Below are 17,907 nucleotides of genomic sequence, written 5' to 3'. Positions count from 1 at the left end.
TACTGCTCCCCTCGTCGCGGCTGCGCGGCGCCATTCTTCGCATTACGCGCCAAGACGGAGCAAGCGGGACGTTACTGGGGAGCGGGGGCGCGGACGGTGTGCGGAGCGGGCCACCGGGGCGCACTCCGGGCGCTCATCAGGAGCTTTCCCGCGGCTTCCGGCGCGCCGGGCGCGCGGCGGAGCCGCGGAGAAAACCACTCGAAACGGTGACCTTTACGGCGAGCCGCGAAAGGGCGGGACTACTTCTCGACCTCGGCGGCCAGTTTGGCGAGGAGCTCGTCGTAGATCCGCGCGAGGCCCTTGGGGGCGAAGGTCCGCTCGAAGAAGCCGCCGATGCCGCCGGCACCGTTCCAGACGGTGGTGACGACGACCTTGGAGCGGCCCTCGCCCGCCGGCGTGACCGTCCAGGTGGTGACCATGGAGGAGTTGCGGTCCTTCTCGACGAGCTGCCCGTCGGTCGGCTCGGTCACCTCCAGCAGGCAGTCGCGGACGCGCTTGCTGGTGGCCTGGAGCTTCCAGTGGACGAGGGTGCCCTCGCCGTCGCCGCCCTCGCGCACCTGGTACTCGCTGAAGTGCCCGGGCAGGAGCTTCGCGCGGGTGTCCTTGTAGTCGGCCAGCGCGTCGAACACGGTCTCCGCGCCCGCCGCGATGATCCGCTCCGTCGTGGCCTCGACCTGCGCCATGCCTCATCCTCCAGCATTCGGTTCTTGGGATGGACCAGCCAACCACTTCACGCACGGCCGCCCAAAATCGGGGTTGCGGCGATCAAGGGAACACATGTTCTATTCTGTGGTCAGCGCTACCGAGGAGGCGCCCATGCGCTGGGACAATCTCGCCGAGAACACCCTCAGCACCCCGCACGCCACGGACCCCGAGAGCCCCGCCGAGGCCGGGGACATCACGCTCTTCGGCGCCGACGCGGTGACCACACGCACCTTCGACACCCCGGAGTTCCGCGGAATCACCTTCCACGAGGTCCGTGCCCGCTCGATACTCAACCGGGTCCCCGGCGCCTCACGGATGCCGTTCGAGTGGACGGTCAATCCGTACCGCGGCTGCACCCACGCATGCGTGTACTGCTTCGCCCGCAAGACCCACAGCTATCTGGACCTCGACACGGGCCTCGGCTTCGACAGCCAGATCGTCGTCAAGATCAACGCTCCCGAGCTGCTCCGCCGCCAGCTGGCCTCCCGCCGCTGGCAGGGCGCACACATCGCGATGGGCACCAATGTCGACTGCTACCAGCGGGCGGAGGGGCGCTACCGGCTGATGCCGGGGATCATCGACGCCCTCCGCGACTACGCGAACCCCTTCTCGATCCTCACCAAGGGCACGCTGATCCTGCGCGACCTGGACCTGCTGCGACAGGCCGCCGCGGTCACCGAGGTCGGGATCTCCGTCTCCGTCGGCTTCACGGACCGCGAGCTGTGGCGCACGGTCGAGCCGGGCACCCCCTCGCCGGAGCGCCGCCTCGACGTCGTACGGACCCTCACCGACCACGGCATCGGCTGCGGGGTCCTGATGGCCCCCGTGATCCCGTTCCTCGGTGACCACCCGGATCAGCTGCGCGCGACGGTACGGGCGATCGCCGCGGCCGGGGCGACGTCCGTGACCCCGCTCGTCCTCCATCTGCGGCCGGGAGCGCGCGAATGGTTCATGGCGTGGCTCGGGCGGGAGCATCCGCATCTGGTGCGCCGCTACGAGCGGCTCTACGCGGAGGGGGCCTACGCGCCCAAGTGGTACCAGCGGCGGATCACCCGTCACGTCCATGAGCTCGCCTCGGAGTTCGGCATCGGGCCTGCCCAGCGGGGCACACCGCGCCGGATCCCGGTGACCGCCGAGCCCGCTCTTGCCGAGCCTGCCGCCACTCAGCTCACCCTCCTCTGAAGCCTGTTCACGGGCCCGCCACCTCACCAAACGGGTCACATCCCGTACGAACATGACCTTCCGGGCGGATATCGGGGAACGCTGCCGCCGGGGCTCTGCCACTCGGCCGCGCCCCCCGCCATCACGGGAGGCCATATGTACAGTCGCGCAGGAGTGCTGGTCGCCGTCGGAGCGGCGGTGACGGGACTGGTCGCCGCCGTGCCCTCCGCGTCCGCAGGACCCGCCGAACCCGCGGCATCGCAGGCCGGGGCCTTGAAGTGGACCGGCTGCGCCACCGAGAAGTACCCGAGGCTCGAGTGTGCCCAGCTGGCGGTGCCGCTGGATCACACCGATCCGCACAGCAGGCGGATCTCGCTCGCGCTCTCGCGGGTCCGGCACACGGCACGGACGTTCCAGGGGCCGCTGTTGGTCAACCCGGGCGGTCCCGGCGGAAGCGGGCGGAAGCTGGCCGGGTTCGTGGCGGCCTCACTGCCCGCGAAGGTCGCCGCCCAGTACGACGTCGTCGGCTTCGACCCGCGCGGTGTGGGCGCCTCGAAGCCCGCGCTGAACTGCAGACCCGGCCACTTCGCCCCCGTACGCCCCGACACGGTGCCGGGGAACCAGGAGCTCGAGGAGGCGAATCTGGCCAGGGCACGGTCCTTCGCCCAGGCCTGCACGGCCAAGTACGGCAATGTGCTGCCCCATATGCACACGGTCAACGTGGCGAAGGACCTGGATCTCATCCGGCACGCCCTCGGTGCCACGCAGATCAACTACCTCGGATACTCGTACGGCACGTATCTCGGTGCCGTGTACGCCAAGTACTTCCCGCACCGGGTGCGGCGCGCGGTGCTCGATTCCGTGGTGAACCCGGACAGCGTCTGGTACGACGCCAACCTCGGCCAGGACTACGGCTTCGACGCCCGCCACAAGGCCTTCGCCGCATGGGTGGCCAAACACAACGCGACGTACCGGCTGGGCAGCGACCCGGCGAGGGTCGAGGCCGCGTGGTACGCGATGCGTGACGCGCTGCGCAAGCAGCCGGGCGGCAGGAAGGTCGGTCCCGCCGAACTCGAGGACACCTTCCTGCCGGGCGGTTACTACAACGGCTTCTGGCCGCACCTCGCCGAGGCGTTCGCGGCGTATGTGAACGACAAGGACCCCCGCCGGCTGGTCGAGGCGTACAGGTCCTTCGGCGCGGTCGACGCGGAGGGCGAGAACGGCTACTCCGTCTACACGGCGGTGCAGTGCCGGGACGCCGGCTGGCCCCGGGACTGGGCCACCTGGCGCGGCGACAACTGGACGGTGTACGCCAAGGCACGCTTCTCCACCTGGAACAACGCCTGGTACAACGCCCCGTGCGCGTCCTGGCCCGTCGAGCCGCTGCGCCCGACGGACGTCTCGAACCATGCACTGCCGCCGGTGCTGATCTTCCAGGCCACGGAGGACGCGGCCACCCCGTTCGAGGGCGGTGCCGCTCTCCACCGCAAACTGCACGGCTCCCGTCTGGTGGTCGAGGACGGCGGCGGGAACCACGGGATCACGCTGGGCGGAAACGCCTGCCTGGACCGCCATCTGACGGACTATCTGGCCACCGGGAAGCTGCCGCGGGCAGGCGCCGGTGAGGCGGACGCCGTCTGCGCGGCGGGTCCGGAGCCGAAGCCGCTCAAGACGTCGCTCCGCCCCGGGTCCACGGACGCGGCCCGGGCCGGGTCCGCACTGCACCAGGCACTCGGTCACAGAAACTGACCGGCACCCCGGCCGGGCCCTCCCGTTGTCAGTGGCGTGCGCCAGGATGAGGACATGAATACGCACCTCACCCGTGTGCACGCCCCTGACGGCGTCCTCCCCGCCACCGGCCGCACCCGTGCGACGACGGGCGCGGGCCGTTTCCCCGCGGCGTCCGGCCGGATCGCCTCCGACGAGGGCCGCCAGGGCGTTCGGGTGCGGGACATGGCGGATGCCGACTGCGAGGCGGTCGCGGCCGTCCGGGTCGGCGGATGGCGGCACGCGTACGCGGGGCTGATACCGCGGTCGTATCTCGACGGGATGGACGAGGCGGAGGACGCCGAGCGGCGCAGGGCGCAGTTGGCCGCCGCGGCCGGCGCGGGGGTGGTCCATGTGGTCGCGGAGGTGAGTGGCGAGGTGGTCGGCTGGGGCTGCTACGGGCCGTACCGCGAAGAGGACGCGACGACCCGCGACGGCGAGGTCTACGCGCTCTATGTACGGCCGGAGCGGATCGGGACCGGGGTGGGACGTGTGCTCATGGCCGAACTGGTCTCCCGGGCCAAGGCAGACGGCTGTCCGTCGCTGCTGCTGTGGGTGCTGAAGGAGAACGCGGCGGCGCGCCGCTTCTACGAGCGGGCGGGGTTCGCGGCTGACGGGGCCGAGGAGCCGTTCGAGGTGGGCGGCGTCGCGGTGCCCGAGGTGCGCTACGGCAGGCGGCTGAGTGCCGCGGAGGCGGCGGCGGACAGGCGCGGGTGAGCGCGGGCCGCTTCCAGGACCGGGCGGGCGCGCTCGTCCGCGAGCGCGCCCAGACCTTCGACGCAGGCGAGCGCCACCCGCCAGTGCGGATCTCCCGGGGCCAGCCTCCGCCCAAGTGTGGTGATCAGCGCCGGGGTGGATTCGGGGGCCCGCAGGGTGGTGAGAAGCCGCACCGGGGTCAGGGCGTAGGCGACGCGCAGCTCGTTGGTGGCGAGCGCGGCGGCGGCGCGTGCGGTGCGTGGGTCGCGGAGCCTCGTCAGGGCGTAAGAGGCGGAGACGCAACGCTCGGCGTCGCGGTGGTTGAGCAGCAGGACGAGCGGTTCGAAGGCCCGGTCGTCCCCGGCGCAGCCGAGCCGGAACGCGGCGATCTCCCGCGCCCATAACGGCCGTTCGGTCTCGGTCAGCACGGCGGCGAGTGCGTCGAGGTCGACTGTGGCGGTCAGCTGCCGGTGCAGTTCCTCGTCGGCGGGACCGGTCAGCTCCTGTTGCGTGCGCAGCGCCAGGTCCTCGAGATCCGCGTCCATGGCAAGCACCTTATTGCCGGGCTGCCGCGTCCGCGGGGCGCGCGGCGCAGATCACATCCGCACAGGGCTGGCGCGCTCGTTACCCGCAAGTTAACCTCAAGTGAGCGGGTCACACCCGCGCAGCTCTCGGTGGCCTGGTGACGCAGCCACCGCGAGTGTTGTCGGTTCGGCAGTTCTGTACGACGTGGCTCCGGGACAGAGTCCGTCGCTTCCTCACCGCGGTTTGGCCGCGGTTCACAGCGACACGCACCGCAGCGCGCCCCTTCCGCACGCGCGCCCTCCCTCAGTCGTCACTCATTCCTGGAGTCCCGTGATGGACACCCCTCTCTCCACCATTGCCGTCGTCGGCCTCGGCACCATGGGCACCGGCATCGCCGAGGTCCTCGCCCGCGCCGGCCGCGAGGTGATCGGTATCGACATCAGCGACGCCGCCGCCCGCCACGCCGCCTCCGCCCTCGAAGCCTCCACGGCCCGCGCCGTGCAGCGCGAGCGCATCACCGAGGAGGAGCGGCGGAACGTCCTCGCCCGCTTCCGCACCTTCTCCGATCTGCAGGCGGCGGCCGACGCCGACCTCGTGATCGAGGTCGTGCCCGAGTCGTACGAGACGAAGCAGCAGGTCATCCGTGCGCTCGACGCCATCGTCCGCCCGGAGGCGATCCTGGCCACCGGCACCAACGCGCTGTCCGTGACCCGGCTCGCCGCCGACTCGGCGCACCCCGAGCGCGTCCTCGGCCTGCACTTCTTCAACCCGGCCCCGGCGATGAAGCTCGTCGAGGTGGTCTCCTCGGTGCTGACCGCCCCGCAGGCGGTCGAGTCCGTCACCGCCCTCGCCCGCGACCTGGGCAAGGAGCCCGTCGCGGTCGGCGACCGGCCCGGGTTCGTCGCGGACGGGCTGCTCTTCGGCTACCTCAACCAGGCCGCCGCGATGTACGAGGCGAAGTACGCCTCCCGCGAGGACATCGACGCCGCGATGAAGCTGGGCTGCGGCCTGCCGATGGGCCCGCTCGCGCTGCTCGACCTGATCGGCATCGACACCGCGCGTACCGTCCTCGACGCGATGTACGCCGAGTCCCGTGACCGGCTGCACGCCCCCGCGCCCATCCTGAAGCAGCTCAGCGAGGCGGGCCTGACCGGCCGCAAGTCGGGACGCGGCTTCTACACGTACGAGGCGCCGGACAGCAGCACGGTCGTGCGGGACGCGCTGACGCCGCTGGAGGCCGCGCAGACCGCCGCCGCCCGCCCGGTGAGCTCGGTGGGCGTGGCCGGTTCCGGCACGATGGCGAGTGGGATCGCGGAGGTCTTCGCGAAGGCCGGCTACGACGTGGTCCTCGCCGCCCGCAGTCAGGAGAAGGCCGAGACCGCCAAGTCCCGTATCGCCAAGTCGCTTTCACGCTCTGTCGACAAGGGCCGGCTGACCGCCGAGGCACGGGACGAGACGCTGGCCCGGATCACCCCGGCCGGCTCGCTGGACGCCTTCGCCGAGGTCGATCTGGCGGTGGAGGCCGTCGCCGAGGACCTGGAGATCAAGCAGGAGCTGTTCGCCACTCTCGACAAGGTCTGCAAGCCGGGCGCGGTGCTCGCCACCACCACGTCCTCGCTGCCCGTCGTCGCCTGTGCGCGCGCCACCTCGCGGCCCCAGGACGTCATCGGGATGCACTTCTTCAACCCGGCCCCGGCGATGAAGCTCGTCGAGGTGGTCCGTACGGTCCTGACCTCGGACGATGTCCACGCGACGGTCCGCGAGGTCACCGCCCGGATCAAGAAGCACCCGGTGGACTGCGGCGACCGGGCCGGCTTCATCGTGAACGCGCTGCTGTTCCCGTACCTCAACAACGCGATCAAGATGGTCCAGGAGCACTACGCATCGCTCGACGACATCGACGCCGCGATGAAGCTCGGCGGCGGCTACCCCATGGGGCCCTTCGAGCTGCTCGACGTGGTCGGTCTCGATGTCTCGCTGGCCATCGAGAAGGTGCTGCACCGCGAGTTCCGGGACCCGGGCCTGGCCCCCGCGCCACTGCTCGAGCACCTGGTGGCTGCGGGCTGCCTCGGCCGCAAGACGGGGCGCGGCTTCCGCGAATATGCCCGTCGCTGATTCCGGCCGCGCGCACGGCGCGGGGTGGGGCGGGTTGCTCGACGGCGCGGGCGGCCCGCCCCCGCAGGCACAGTCTCCTGCGCAAATGCAGTACGTTCAGGGCATGTCCCAGCCCGCTGACGCTCCCCGACGGACGGCCCGTACCTCCGCCACGACCGACGCCCCGGAAAGTGCCGCAGGCAGTCGCGCCGCAGCTCAGCGGCTCAAGATGCGCCGAGAGCTGGCCGCGGCAGCGATGGAGCTGTTCGCGACCAAGGGGTACGAGGCGACGACCGTCGACGAGATCGCCGCGGCGGCCGGTGTAGCCCGCCGGACGTTCTTCCGGCACTTCCGCTCCAAGGAAGAGGCCATCTTCCCCGACCATGACGACACGCTCGTACGGGCCGAGGCGGTGCTGAACGCCGCTCCGGCCCATGAGCACCCGCTCGACACCGTGTGCCGGGGCATCAAGGAGGTCATGAAGATGTACGCGGCCTCGCCGGCGGTCTCCGTCGAGCGCTACCGCCTCACCCGCGAGGTGCCCACGCTGCGCGAGCGCGAGATCGCCTCGGTGGCCCGCTACGAGCGGCTCTTCACCCGCTATCTGCTGGGCCATTTCGACGAGCGCGACCACCACGACGGCAACGACGACCCGCTGCTCGCCGAGGTGGCGGCGTCCGCCGTGGTCACCGCCCACAACCACGTACTGCGCCGCTGGCTGCGGGCGGGCGGTCAGGGCGATGTGGAGGCCCAGCTCGACCACGCCTTCGCGATCGTCCGCGACACGTTCGGCACGGGGATCGGCGCGGGGCGCTCCGGCGCGGACCGGAGCCCTGCCGCGCAGGTGCACACGAGCGGCGAGGTGCTGGTGGCCGTGGCCCGCACGGACGTGCCCCTGCCGGAGGTCATGCGCACGATCGAGCAGGCGCTGAGGAAGAAGTAGCGCGGGGCCGTTCCCCGCGCCGCCCCGCCCCTTCCCGCGATGTGTGCGGCGCCACGTGGGGGCCCGGTCCCAGACCCTCTCCTCGATTCTCCTCAATCGCCGGACGAGCTCATTCTGAGCCCGTCCGGCGATTGTCGCTTTTCAGCGAACTTTCGATCGATCATCGCTCATCTGTGACACGCGGATTGCATCTGAGTGAAATCTCTGGCACCCAGTGTCTTGCGAGTTGGCACGGGGTGCCATACGTTGATGTTGTCCGGGCGGCCGGCGTGCAGACAACTGTCGTACGCCGGCTGTCCCCGCAAGCCTCCCGGCTCGCGCGCCCGGACGCCTGCGTCACAGGCAACCTCCCGCGCCCACAAAAGCGCTGCCACAGCACCACCCCCGCCGATACCGACGGCACCTCCGAAGCAGCACTCCCCGACGTTCCCCTCAGCGTTCACCGAATTCGAACGCTCTTCGCCGGAGGCAACACCGTGAAGGAAATCCTGGACGCGATTCAGTCGCCGGACTCGACGTCCGCCGACTTCGCCGCACTCTCGCTCCCCGAGTCGTACCGTGCGGTGACCGTGCACAAGGACGAGACCGAGATGTTCTCGGGTCTGACGACGCGCGAGAAGGACCCGCGCAAGTCCCTCCACCTCGACGACGTGCCCGTCCCCGAGCTCGGCCCGGGTGAGGCGCTCGTGGCGGTCATGGCCAGCTCGGTCAACTACAACTCCGTCTGGACCTCGATCTTCGAGCCGCTCCCGACCTTCGGCTTCCTGGAGCGCTACGGAAAGCTCTCCGAGCTCACCAAGCGCCACGACCTGCCGTACCACGTCATCGGCTCCGACCTGGCGGGCGTCGTCCTGCGCACCGGCCCCGGCGTCAACGCCTGGAACCCCGGTGACGAGGTCGTCGCGCACTGCCTCTCCGTCGAGCTGGAGAGCTCCGACGGCCACAACGACACGATGCTCGACCCCGAGCAGCGGATCTGGGGCTTCGAGACGAACTTCGGCGGCCTGGCGGAGATCGCACTCGTCAAGTCGAACCAGCTGATGCCGAAGCCCAAGCACCTGAGCTGGGAGGAGGCGGCGGCACCGGGTCTGGTCAACTCCACCGCGTACCGCCAGCTGGTCTCCCGCAACGGCGCCGGCATGAAGCAGGGCGACAACGTGCTGATCTGGGGCGCGAGCGGCGGACTCGGTTCGTACGCCACCCAGTTCGCGCTGGCCGGCGGCGCCAACCCGATCTGCGTCGTCTCCAGCGAGCAGAAGGCGGACATCTGCCGCGCGATGGGCGCCGAGGCGATCATCGACCGCAACGCCGAGGGCTACAAGTTCTGGAAGGACGAGCACACCCAGGACCCGAAGGAGTGGAAGCGCTTCGGCAAGCGCATCCGCGAGCTCACGGGCGGCGAGGACGTCGACATCGTCTTCGAGCACCCGGGCCGCGAGACCTTCGGCGCCTCGGTCTACGTGACCCGCAAGGGCGGCACGATCGTCACCTGCGCCTCGACCTCGGGCTACAACCACGAGTACGACAACCGCTACCTGTGGATGTCGCTGAAGCGCATCATCGGCTCGCACTTCGCGAACTACCGCGAGGCGTGGGAGGCCAACCGCCTGATCGCCAAGGGCAAGATCCACCCGACTCTCTCCAGGGTGTACTCCCTGGAGGAGACCGGCCAGGCCGCCTACGACGTGCACCGCAACCTGCACCAGGGCAAGGTCGGCGTGCTGGCGCTCGCTCCGAGCGAGGGCCTGGGCGTGCGCGACGAGGAGATGCGCGCCAAGCACATCGACGCCATCAACCGCTTCCGGAACATCTGAGTCAGAGGTCCGTTAGATGACAGAGCGTCAGAAGGTCCAGAAGGACCGGCCGTGGCTCATGCGCACGTACGCCGGTCACTCCACGGCCGAGGCGTCCAACGAGCTGTACCGGCGCAACCTCGCCAAGGGCCAGACCGGCCTGTCGGTGGCGTTCGACCTGCCGACGCAGACCGGCTACGACCCCGACCACATCCTCGCCCGCGGCGAGGTCGGCCGGGTGGGGGTCCCGGTCTCGCACCTCGGTGACATGCGCCGGCTGTTCCAGGACATCCCCCTGGAGCAGATGAACACCTCGATGACCATCAACGCCACCGCCATGTGGCTGCTGGCGCTCTACCAGGTGGTCGCGGAGGAACAAGGCGCCGACATCACCAAGCTCCAGGGGACGACGCAGAACGACATCGTCAAGGAGTACCTGTCGCGCGGGACGCACGTCTTCCCGCCGGGACCGTCGCTGCGCCTGACGACCGACATGATCACCTACACGGTCGCGAACATCCCCAAGTGGAACCCGATCAACATCTGCAGCTACCACCTGCAGGAGGCCGGGGCCACACCCGTCCAGGAGATCGCGTACGCGATGTCCACGGCGATAGCCGTGCTCGACGCCGTACGCGACTCCGGGCAGGTGCCGCAGGAGAAGTTCGGCGATGTCGTCGCCCGTATCTCCTTCTTCGTGAACGCGGGCGTCCGCTTCATCGAGGAGATGTGCAAGATGCGCGCCTTCGGCCGTATCTGGGACAAGGTGACGCGCGAGCGGTACGGCATCGAGAACGAGAAGCAACGCCGCTTCCGCTACGGCGTCCAGGTCAACTCGCTCGGACTGACCGAGGCCCAGCCGGAGAACAACGTCCAGCGCATCGTCCTGGAGATGCTCGCCGTGACGCTGTCCAAGGACGCGCGCGCCCGCGCCGTCCAGCTGCCGGCGTGGAACGAGGCCCTGGGCCTGCCCCGGCCCTGGGACCAGCAGTGGTCCCTCCGTATCCAGCAGGTCCTCGCGCACGAGAGCGATCTGCTGGAGTACGAGGACATCTTCGCGGGCTCGCACGTCATCGAGGCCAAGGTGGACGCCCTGGTCGAGGAGTGCCTCGCCGAGATCGCCCGGATCCAGGAGATGGGCGGCGCGATGGCGGCCGTCGAGTCCGGCTACCTGAAGTCGCAACTGGTGTCCTCGCACGCCGAGCGGCGGGCCAGGATCGAGGCCGGCGACGAGAAGATCGTCGGCGTCAACATCTTCGAGACCACCGAGGAGAACCCGCTCACCGCGGACCTCGACACCGCGATCATGACGGTGGACCCGGCGAACGAGGCGCGGGTCGTCGCAAAGCTCCACGAGTGGCGCGACAACCGCGACGAGAGCCGCGCCCAGGACGCCCTGGCCGCGCTGAAGGCCACGGCCGCCGGCGACGGCAATCTGATGGCCGCCACCGTCGAGTGCGCCCGCGCGGGTGTCACCACAGGCGAGTGGTCGTGGGCGCTGCGGGACGTCTTCGGCGAGTTCCGCGCCCCGACCGGGGTCTCGTCGGCGCCGGTCGCCGTGACCGCCGAGGAGGGCACCCCGCTGGCTCTCGTCCGGGAGAAGGTGGCCCGTACCGCCGACGAGCTGGCCTCCGGCCGGCTGCGGCTGCTCGTCGGCAAGCCGGGCCTGGACGGGCACTCCAACGGCGCCGAGCAGATCGCGGTCCGCGCGCGCGACGCCGGCTTCGAGGTGGTCTACCAGGGCATCCGGCTCACGCCCGAGCAGATCGTCAACGCCGCACTCGCGGAGGACGTGCACTGTGTGGGCCTGTCGATCCTTTCCGGCTCGCACGCCGAGCTGGTACCGGATGTCCTCGACCGGCTCCGCGAGGCGGGTGCCGGCGACATTCCGGTCATCGTCGGCGGGATCATCCCGAACGCCGACGCCGCCGAACTGAAGCGTGCGGGTGTCGCCGCCGTCTTCACACCGAAGGACTTCGGTATCACGGAGATCATCGGACGTATCGTCGACGAGATCCGGAAAGCGAACAAGCTCGACCCTCTGGAGGTCCCCGCATGACTACGTCCGTCAACCGGCTGCGCCCGCGCCGCTCCTGCCTCGCGGTGCCCGGTTCGAACCCGCGCTTCCTGGAGAAGGCCCAGGGGCTGCCGGCCGACCAGGTCTTCCTGGACCTGGAGGACGCGTGCGCGCCGCTGGCCAAGCCCGAGGCCCGGCACACCATCGTCAAGTTCCTCAACGAGGGCGACTGGACGGGCAAGACGCGTGTCGTGCGGGTCAACGACTGGACGACCCACTGGACGTACCGGGACGTGGTGACGGTCGTCGAGGGCGCGGGCCAGAACCTCGACTGCATCATGCTGCCGAAGGTCCAGGACGCCGAGCAGGTCGTGGCGCTGGACCTCCTGCTGACCCAGATCGAGCAGACGATGGGCTTCGAGGTCGGCAAGATCGGTATCGAGGCGCAGATCGAGAACGCCAAGGGTCTGGTGAACGTCGACGCGATCGCGGCCGCCTCCCCGCGCGTCGAGACGATCATCTTCGGCCCGGCCGACTTCATGGCGTCCATCAACATGAAGTCGCTGGTCGTGGGCGAGCAGCCGCCCGGCTACCCGGCGGACGCGTACCACTACATCCTGATGCGCATCCTGATGGCGGCCCGTACGCACAACCTCCAGGCGATCGACGGCCCCTACCTGCAGATCCGCAACCAGGAGGGCTACCGCGCCGTCGCCCAGCGGGCCGCCGCCCTCGGCTTCGACGGCAAGTGGGTGCTGCACCCGGACCAGGTCGCCGCGGCCAACGAGATCTTCTCGCCGTCCCAGGAGGACTTCGACCACGCCGAGCTGATCCTGGACGCGTACGAGTACTACACGTCCGAGGCCGGCGGCAAGAAGGGCTCGGCGATGCTCGGCGACGAGATGATCGACGAGGCGAGCCGCAAGATGGCGCTGGTCATCTCCGGCAAGGGCCGCGCGGCCGGCATGACCCGTACCTCCAAGTTCGAAGCCCCGGAGGCGTAAGCGATGCAGTTCGGACGCACCTACGAGGAGTTCGAGGTCGGCGCTGTCTACAAGCACTGGCCCGGGAAGACGGTCACCGAGTACGACGACCACCTCTTCTGTCTCCTGACGATGAACCACCACCCCCTCCACATGGACACCAACTATGCGGAGAAGACGACGGACTTCGGCAAGAACGTCGTCGTGGGCAACTACATCTACTCGCTGCTGCTCGGCATGTCCGTGCCGGACGTCTCCGGCAAGGCCATCGCCAACCTGGAGATCGAGTCGCTGCGGCACGTGGCGCCGACCTTCCACGGCGACACGATCTACGGCGAGACGACCGTCCTCGACAAGACCCCCTCGAAGTCGAAGAACGACCGCGGGATCGTCTACGTCGAGACCAAGGGCTACAAGCAGGACGGCACGCTCGTCTGCGTGTTCCGCCGCAAGGTGATGGTCCCCACCGAGACGTACATCAAGGAGCGCGGCGGCGAGCAGCCCGGCCGCCCGGAGCTGATCGAGCCCTCGAAGAAGGCGGAGAAGTAGTCATGGCACGACTCGCCCAGACCGCCGGTCTGACCGACATCCAGCAGGAGATCCTGGCCACCGTCCGGGATTTCGTCGACAAGGAGATCATCCCGGTCGCGACCGAGCTGGAGCACCGCGACGAGTACCCGCAGCAGATCGTCGACGGCCTCAAGGAGCTCGGGCTCTTCGGCCTGATGATTCCGGAGGAGTACGGGGGCCTGGGCGAGTCCCTGCTCACGTACGCGCTGTGCGTCGAGGAGATCGCCCGCGGCTGGATGTCCGTCTCGGGCATCATCAACACGCACTTCATCGTGGCGTACATGCTGAAGCAGCACGGCACCCAGGAGCAGAAGGAGTACTTCCTGCCCCGGATGGCGGCCGGCGAGGTGCGCGGCGCGTTCTCGATGTCCGAGCCGGGGCTCGGCTCGGACGTGGGGGCGATCACGTCGAAGGCGGTGAAGGACGGCGACGAGTACGTCCTGAACGGCCAGAAGATGTGGCTGACGAACGGCGGCACCTCGACTCTGGTCGCCGTTCTGGTGCGAAGTGACGAAGGACACCCTGAGGGCACCGCCCCGCACAAGTCCATGACGACCTTCCTGATCGAGAAGGAGCCCGGATTCGGAGAGGTCCGCCCCGGCCTCACCATCCCCGGGAAGATCGACAAGATGGGCTACAAGGGGGTCGACACCACCGAGCTCATCATGGACGGACTGCGCATTCCGGCCAATCGGGTCCTCGGCGGCACCACCGGCCGAGGGTTTTACCAAATGATGGACGGCGTGGAGGTCGGCCGCGTCAATGTGGCGGCGCGTGGCTGCGGTGTCGCCCAGCGTGCCTTCGAGCTGGGTGTCTCCTATGCCCAGCAGCGTCACACTTTCGGAAAGCCGATCGCCCAGCACCAGGCGATCCAGTTCAAGCTGGCCGAGATGGCTACCAAGGTCGAGGCCGCTCATGCCATGATGGTCAACGCGGCACGCAAAAAGGACTCCGGGGAACGAAACGACCTGGAGGCAGGGATGGCGAAGTACCTCGCCTCCGAGTACTGCAAGGAAGTCGTCGAGGACGCCTTCCGGATCCATGGCGGCTACGGCTTCTCCAAGGAGTACGAGATCGAGCGCCTCTACCGTGAGGCTCCGATGCTGCTGATCGGCGAAGGTACCGCCGAGATCCAGAAAATGATCATTGGCCGTCGACTCCTTGAGGAATACCGGTTCCAGGGCTGATTATCACTTTTGAGTCGGTACGGCCGCGAAGAAGATCACACCCTGTTATCGTCTTCCGGCCGTCGACTCGGCCTCTGGCTTGCCCAGTTGCGGCCCGCAACCGATAGCATCGCCGGAAAGCCGCCGTCCCCCTGTTGCCAGCGCGGCATCATCCGCTACGAAGGTCATCCATGCCCCACAGCCAAACCTCTGCACATCGCGACAGCCTCGCCGGCGTACGCCTCGCGCGCGGAGCATCGCCGTGGCTTCTCCCGACCGTCGCGACCGCAGCGCTCAGTCTTGCGCGCTCTCGCCGGTCGAGGCGTGCCGCGGCCATCGCCGTGCCCACCACCGCGCTCGCGGCGGGCATGCTGTGGTTCTTCCGCGACCCCGAGCGCGAGATCGCCCACGGCCGGGTCATCTCCCCGGCCGACGGTGTGGTGCAGAGCATCATGCCGTGGAAGGACGGGCGCACCCGCGTCGCCATCTTCATGAGCCCGCTGAATGTCCACGTCAACCGCGCCCCGCTCGCGGGCACGGTGACGTCCGTCGAGCATGTGCCCGGCGGTTTCGTTCCGGCGTTCAACAAGGAAAGCGAGAACAACGAGCGCGTCGTCTGGCACTTCGACACCGAGCTCGGTGACATCGAGATGGTCCAGATCGCCGGCGCCGTGGCGCGCCGCATCGTTCCCTACATCCCGCAGGGCACCAAGGTCGAGCAGGGCGAGCGCATCGGCCTGATCCGCTTCGGCTCCCGGGTCGACATCTACCTTCCGGCCGGTGTCGAGGTCGCCGTCGAGGTCGGCCAGGCCACGACCGCGGGGGTGACTCGCATTGACCGTGATTGATCCCGAGACACAGGCCGGCTGGGCCGCCGAGGCCGAGTCCGGGTCCGGGGACGAAGCGGAGGAGATGCCCCTCTCTCTGCGGCTGTCGATAGCGGACACCCTCACTCTCGGTAACGCGACGTGTGGCTTCATGGCGGTGTACTTCACCACCACCGGGATCCTCATCCCGCACCTCACGGGTGACGAGTCGGGCATGGCCCGCAACAGCGCGGCCACGGCCGTGATCCTGATGTTGTGCGCGGCTGTCTTCGACCTGTTCGACGGCCTCGTCGCCCGCAAGCTGCGGTCGTCGCCGATGGGTGCGGAACTGGACAATCTCTCCGATCTGATCAGCTTCGGTCTGGCGCCCGCGTACTTCGTGCTCGTCTACGGCATGGTCGCGAGGGACGCGCATGAGCGGGTCGCGGCGGTGGCCGCGATCGTTGTGCTGTTGGCGGTGGTGCTGCGGCTTGCCCGCTTCTCGTGCGTCACCGTGAAGGACGGCACGTTCCAGGGCATGCCCTCGCCCTTCGGTGCGCTCACGGTCGTCTCGATCGTGCTGCTCGAGCTGCCGTTCGAGGCGACACTGCTGGCGGTCGTCGGTACCGCGTGGCTGATGGTGAGCCGGGTCGAGTACCCGAAGCCGCGGGGACGGCTGGCCGTCGCGATGCTGTCGTGGATCGTGCTGAGCATAGGGCTGCTGGCGGCTTGGGCCTTTGATGCCCCGGGTGGGCAGCTGCTGCTTCAGACGGGTTGCGCGCTGCAGCTCGTGCTCGGCGCGGTGATCCCGCTGTTCGCCACGGCGCGACGGGTGAACAACTTCCGTGACAACCGCCGCGAGGCGCGGATGACGCAGGCGCCGTAGCTCGCGCTTGTACGTTTTGCCCGAGGGGCCCGGACCGAATCGCGAATCGGTCCGGGCCCCTCGGGCTTTCCTGCAGCAGCACCCCTCGATGCCCTACGGGGCTGATGGGAGCCGCTCGTACACCGTCACCCGCCGCCCGCGGACCTGCTCGTCCGCCACCACTGTGAAGCACCTCTTCAGGACGGCGGTCTTCTCCTTGTCCCTTGTCGCCGACACCGGCCGGGCCACCTCAGGCATATCGGTGATCAGCATGATCCGCCGCTGTGCCAGCATCGCGGTCCGTATGCGCTCCGGACTCGCCTCCTCACCCTTCAGCGTCCCGGACGCCACAGGACTCTCCGCCAGCGCGATGTCCCGCAGACCGGAGAATGCGGCGGGGGAAACCAGCGCGGTATCGCGCCGGGCCGCCGGAATGAAGACAACCGCGTCGCCGTCCTCCTTGAGCCGTCGCACGTCCGCCGCCACCGCCAGGACGTCGTCCACGCGGCTGGCCGGGGACCGTTTGGCCAGCGATTGCGGCAACAGTGCGATCACCGCCACGGCTACCACGGCCGGGACCAGCCATCGTGACACTCGCGGGAACCGCGGCTTGATCTTCCGTGCCACCGCACCGAGTGCTGCGCCGATCAGCAGGGCCAGGCCCAGCATGCTGAACAGGACGTAGCGGTCCAGGAAGAGCGGCTTGGCCAAGGAGAGGCCGATCAGGCCGATCTGCGGCACGGCCAGCAATGGCAGAGCGACGGCTGCCAGCGACAGTCGGCCTGCCCGCGGCCGGTCCAGCAGGGCCCCGAGAGTGCCGATGGCCAGCAGGATCGCCGGGCCGATCAGCATGTGCCAGGTCAGCGGCGGGATCCAGGACACTTGCTGGGACTGGGTCCGGGTGAACAGGATCAACGGCAGGGCGGCTGCCACGGCAGCCGCTGCGGCCGCCGACCAGCGGATCCATGTCCCGCGCCCGGCCTTCGTCCAGGCCAGGGTCGCCAAGTGCGCGGGCAGTATCAGCAGTGACAGCCAGTTGAGCAGCGCGCACAGCAGGACCGTGCCGCCGTACGCCGCCCAGTGCGCTTTCCGGTCGCGTCCCCGCAGCACGGTGACCAGCAGCAGTGTGGAGACGCCGGCTCCTGCCACGACCAGTGCGTACGGGCGTCCCTCCTGGAGGTAGAACTGCACGGCCGGAAGCAGCCCGAACGCCAGCCCTCCTCCCAGGCCCGCCCGGACACCGGCCAGCCGGTGGCCGATGACCGTCACACACACCGCCGCCACCGCCATGGCCAGCACGGAGGGCAGGCGCAGGGTCGTGGTGCTGGGCCCGAAGCATTCGAAGAGCCCGTGCATGAGCAGGTAGTAGAGGCCGTGCACGGCATCGACCTCCCCCAGCATGTGCCAGATGTCGGCGACGGACCGCCGGGCCACCTGCCAGGTTGCGGCTTCGTCCCGCCACACGCTGTGCTGCCGGGAAAGCCCCCACAGGCCCAGAACGAGGGTCCACAGCAGCGGTATCAGCCAGACGGGCAGGCGGCGCCGGAGGATGGTTATGTGGCAGCTCATGGAGTCGTTCAGGTCCTTGGGGTGTCGAAGCCGGGCGAAGTCGGGCGAAGCCGGGCGAAGTCGGCCTCGGGCGTCCGATGAGACGCCCGATTCGGCGGATGGCCGCGTGCGGGGAGAGCGCCATGGCCGGCAGGAGTGAGGATCAGCCGGATCGCCGACGCATGCGGGAGACGCTCACATCGGGCTGGATGAAGGGCGATCGGTTCGTTTCGCTACAACCCGCATCTGACGCCGCGGCCTGCTCCTC

15 protein-coding genes are annotated in these 17,907 nt (G+C 69.3%); 12 read left to right on the top strand and 3 right to left on the bottom strand.

What is annotated here, in order from left to right; translation table 11 throughout:
• Positions 1–239: 239 nt before the first annotated feature.
• Positions 240–683, bottom strand: coding sequence for an SRPBCC family protein (locus ACZ6ZQ_RS00705; RefSeq protein WP_469766366.1), 444 nt, complete (start codon positions 681–683; stop codon positions 240–242).
• 133 nt (positions 684–816) lie between these two features.
• Between ACZ6ZQ_RS00705 and ACZ6ZQ_RS00700 the strand changes: the two genes are divergently transcribed.
• From ACZ6ZQ_RS00700 to ACZ6ZQ_RS00690, 3 genes are all read left to right on the top strand, one after another.
• The gene (locus tag ACZ6ZQ_RS00700) at positions 817–1,887 is read left to right on the top strand and encodes an Rv2578c family radical SAM protein (RefSeq protein ID WP_469766365.1); all 1,071 of its coding nucleotides are present in this window, start codon (positions 817–819) and stop codon (positions 1,885–1,887) included.
• Positions 1,888–2,022: 135 nt separating this feature from the next.
• Positions 2,023–3,615, top strand: coding sequence for an alpha/beta hydrolase (locus tag ACZ6ZQ_RS00695; RefSeq protein ID WP_469766364.1), 1,593 nt, complete (start codon positions 2,023–2,025; stop codon positions 3,613–3,615).
• A gap of 54 nt (positions 3,616–3,669) precedes the next feature.
• A complete protein-coding gene (locus ACZ6ZQ_RS00690; protein WP_469766363.1) occupies positions 3,670–4,350 on the top strand; it encodes a GNAT family N-acetyltransferase in 681 nt (226 codons plus the stop codon).
• On the opposite strand, the gene ACZ6ZQ_RS00685 is transcribed toward ACZ6ZQ_RS00690, so the two are convergent.
• The gene (locus ACZ6ZQ_RS00685) at positions 4,299–4,874 is read right to left on the bottom strand and encodes a HEAT repeat domain-containing protein (RefSeq protein WP_469766362.1); all 576 of its coding nucleotides are present in this window, start codon (positions 4,872–4,874) and stop codon (positions 4,299–4,301) included. The genes ACZ6ZQ_RS00690 and ACZ6ZQ_RS00685 overlap by 52 nt on opposite strands.
• 313 nt (positions 4,875–5,187) lie before the next feature.
• On the opposite strand from ACZ6ZQ_RS00685, the gene ACZ6ZQ_RS00680 reads away from it, so the two are divergent.
• From ACZ6ZQ_RS00680 to pssA, 9 genes are all read left to right on the top strand, one after another.
• Positions 5,188–6,969: a 3-hydroxyacyl-CoA dehydrogenase family protein gene (locus ACZ6ZQ_RS00680; RefSeq protein ID WP_469766361.1), complete on the top strand. Its 1,782-nt coding sequence runs from the start codon at positions 5,188–5,190 to the stop codon at positions 6,967–6,969.
• 103 nt (positions 6,970–7,072) lie between these two features.
• Complete coding sequence (locus ACZ6ZQ_RS00675) at positions 7,073–7,891, top strand: TetR family transcriptional regulator (RefSeq protein WP_469766360.1); 819 nt, start codon at positions 7,073–7,075, stop codon at positions 7,889–7,891.
• Positions 7,892–8,367: 476 nt separating this feature from the next.
• On the top strand, positions 8,368–9,705 hold the full coding sequence (ccrA, locus tag ACZ6ZQ_RS00670) for a crotonyl-CoA carboxylase/reductase (RefSeq protein WP_469766359.1): 1,338 nt from the start codon (positions 8,368–8,370) through the stop codon (positions 9,703–9,705).
• Positions 9,706–9,721: 16 nt separating this feature from the next.
• On the top strand, positions 9,722–11,743 hold the full coding sequence (locus ACZ6ZQ_RS00665; protein ID WP_469766358.1) for a protein meaA: 2,022 nt from the start codon (positions 9,722–9,724) through the stop codon (positions 11,741–11,743).
• On the top strand, positions 11,740–12,705 hold the full coding sequence (locus ACZ6ZQ_RS00660; protein ID WP_469766357.1) for an HpcH/HpaI aldolase/citrate lyase family protein: 966 nt from the start codon (positions 11,740–11,742) through the stop codon (positions 12,703–12,705). Before ACZ6ZQ_RS00665 ends, ACZ6ZQ_RS00660 begins: the two co-directional genes overlap by 4 nt.
• Positions 12,706–12,708: 3 nt before the next feature.
• Positions 12,709–13,233, top strand: coding sequence for a MaoC family dehydratase (locus ACZ6ZQ_RS00655; RefSeq protein ID WP_450719417.1), 525 nt, complete (start codon positions 12,709–12,711; stop codon positions 13,231–13,233).
• Positions 13,234–13,235: 2 nt separating this feature from the next.
• Positions 13,236–14,441, top strand: coding sequence for an acyl-CoA dehydrogenase family protein (locus tag ACZ6ZQ_RS00650; protein WP_469766356.1), 1,206 nt, complete (start codon positions 13,236–13,238; stop codon positions 14,439–14,441).
• 170 nt (positions 14,442–14,611) lie between these two features.
• Positions 14,612–15,268, top strand: coding sequence for a phosphatidylserine decarboxylase (locus ACZ6ZQ_RS00645; RefSeq protein ID WP_469766355.1), 657 nt, complete (start codon positions 14,612–14,614; stop codon positions 15,266–15,268).
• Positions 15,255–16,112: a CDP-diacylglycerol--serine O-phosphatidyltransferase gene (gene pssA / locus ACZ6ZQ_RS00640; protein WP_469766354.1), complete on the top strand. Its 858-nt coding sequence runs from the start codon at positions 15,255–15,257 to the stop codon at positions 16,110–16,112. The genes ACZ6ZQ_RS00645 and pssA overlap by 14 nt, the downstream gene beginning before the upstream one ends.
• A gap of 93 nt (positions 16,113–16,205) precedes the next feature.
• On the opposite strand, the gene ACZ6ZQ_RS00635 is transcribed toward pssA, so the two are convergent.
• Complete coding sequence (locus ACZ6ZQ_RS00635) at positions 16,206–17,660, bottom strand: glycosyltransferase family 39 protein (protein WP_469766353.1); 1,455 nt, start codon at positions 17,658–17,660, stop codon at positions 16,206–16,208.
• Between the last annotated feature and the right edge of the window lie 247 nt (positions 17,661–17,907).

The sequence above is a fragment of the Streptomyces sp. NPDC053673 genome (assembly GCF_055585225.1).
Note: the sequence above shows the minus strand (reverse complement) of the source record. Positions and strands in the feature narration are given on the sequence as shown.

Bases quoted from the DNA above. Each gene is read 5' to 3' on its own strand.
- ACZ6ZQ_RS00655 (WP_450719417.1), top strand. From the start codon at position 12,709: ATGCAGTTCGGACGCACCTACGAGGAGTTCGAGGTCGGCGCTGTCTAC.
- ACZ6ZQ_RS00675 (WP_469766360.1), top strand. From the start codon at position 7,073: ATGTCCCAGCCCGCTGACGCTCCCCGACGGACGGCCCGTACCTCCGCC.
- ACZ6ZQ_RS00705 (WP_469766366.1), bottom strand. From the start codon at position 683: ATGGCGCAGGTCGAGGCCACGACGGAGCGGATCATCGCGGCGGGCGCG.
- ACZ6ZQ_RS00690 (WP_469766363.1), top strand. From the start codon at position 3,670: ATGAATACGCACCTCACCCGTGTGCACGCCCCTGACGGCGTCCTCCCC.
- ACZ6ZQ_RS00700 (WP_469766365.1), top strand. From the start codon at position 817: ATGCGCTGGGACAATCTCGCCGAGAACACCCTCAGCACCCCGCACGCC.
- ACZ6ZQ_RS00695 (WP_469766364.1), top strand. From the start codon at position 2,023: ATGTACAGTCGCGCAGGAGTGCTGGTCGCCGTCGGAGCGGCGGTGACG.
- ACZ6ZQ_RS00660 (WP_469766357.1), top strand. From the start codon at position 11,740: ATGACTACGTCCGTCAACCGGCTGCGCCCGCGCCGCTCCTGCCTCGCG.
- ACZ6ZQ_RS00645 (WP_469766355.1), top strand. From the start codon at position 14,612: ATGCCCCACAGCCAAACCTCTGCACATCGCGACAGCCTCGCCGGCGTA.
- ACZ6ZQ_RS00680 (WP_469766361.1), top strand. From the start codon at position 5,188: ATGGACACCCCTCTCTCCACCATTGCCGTCGTCGGCCTCGGCACCATG.
- ACZ6ZQ_RS00635 (WP_469766353.1), bottom strand. From the start codon at position 17,660: ATGAGCTGCCACATAACCATCCTCCGGCGCCGCCTGCCCGTCTGGCTG.
- ACZ6ZQ_RS00685 (WP_469766362.1), bottom strand. From the start codon at position 4,874: ATGGACGCGGATCTCGAGGACCTGGCGCTGCGCACGCAACAGGAGCTG.
- ACZ6ZQ_RS00650 (WP_469766356.1), top strand. From the start codon at position 13,236: ATGGCACGACTCGCCCAGACCGCCGGTCTGACCGACATCCAGCAGGAG.
- ACZ6ZQ_RS00665 (WP_469766358.1), top strand. From the start codon at position 9,722: ATGACAGAGCGTCAGAAGGTCCAGAAGGACCGGCCGTGGCTCATGCGC.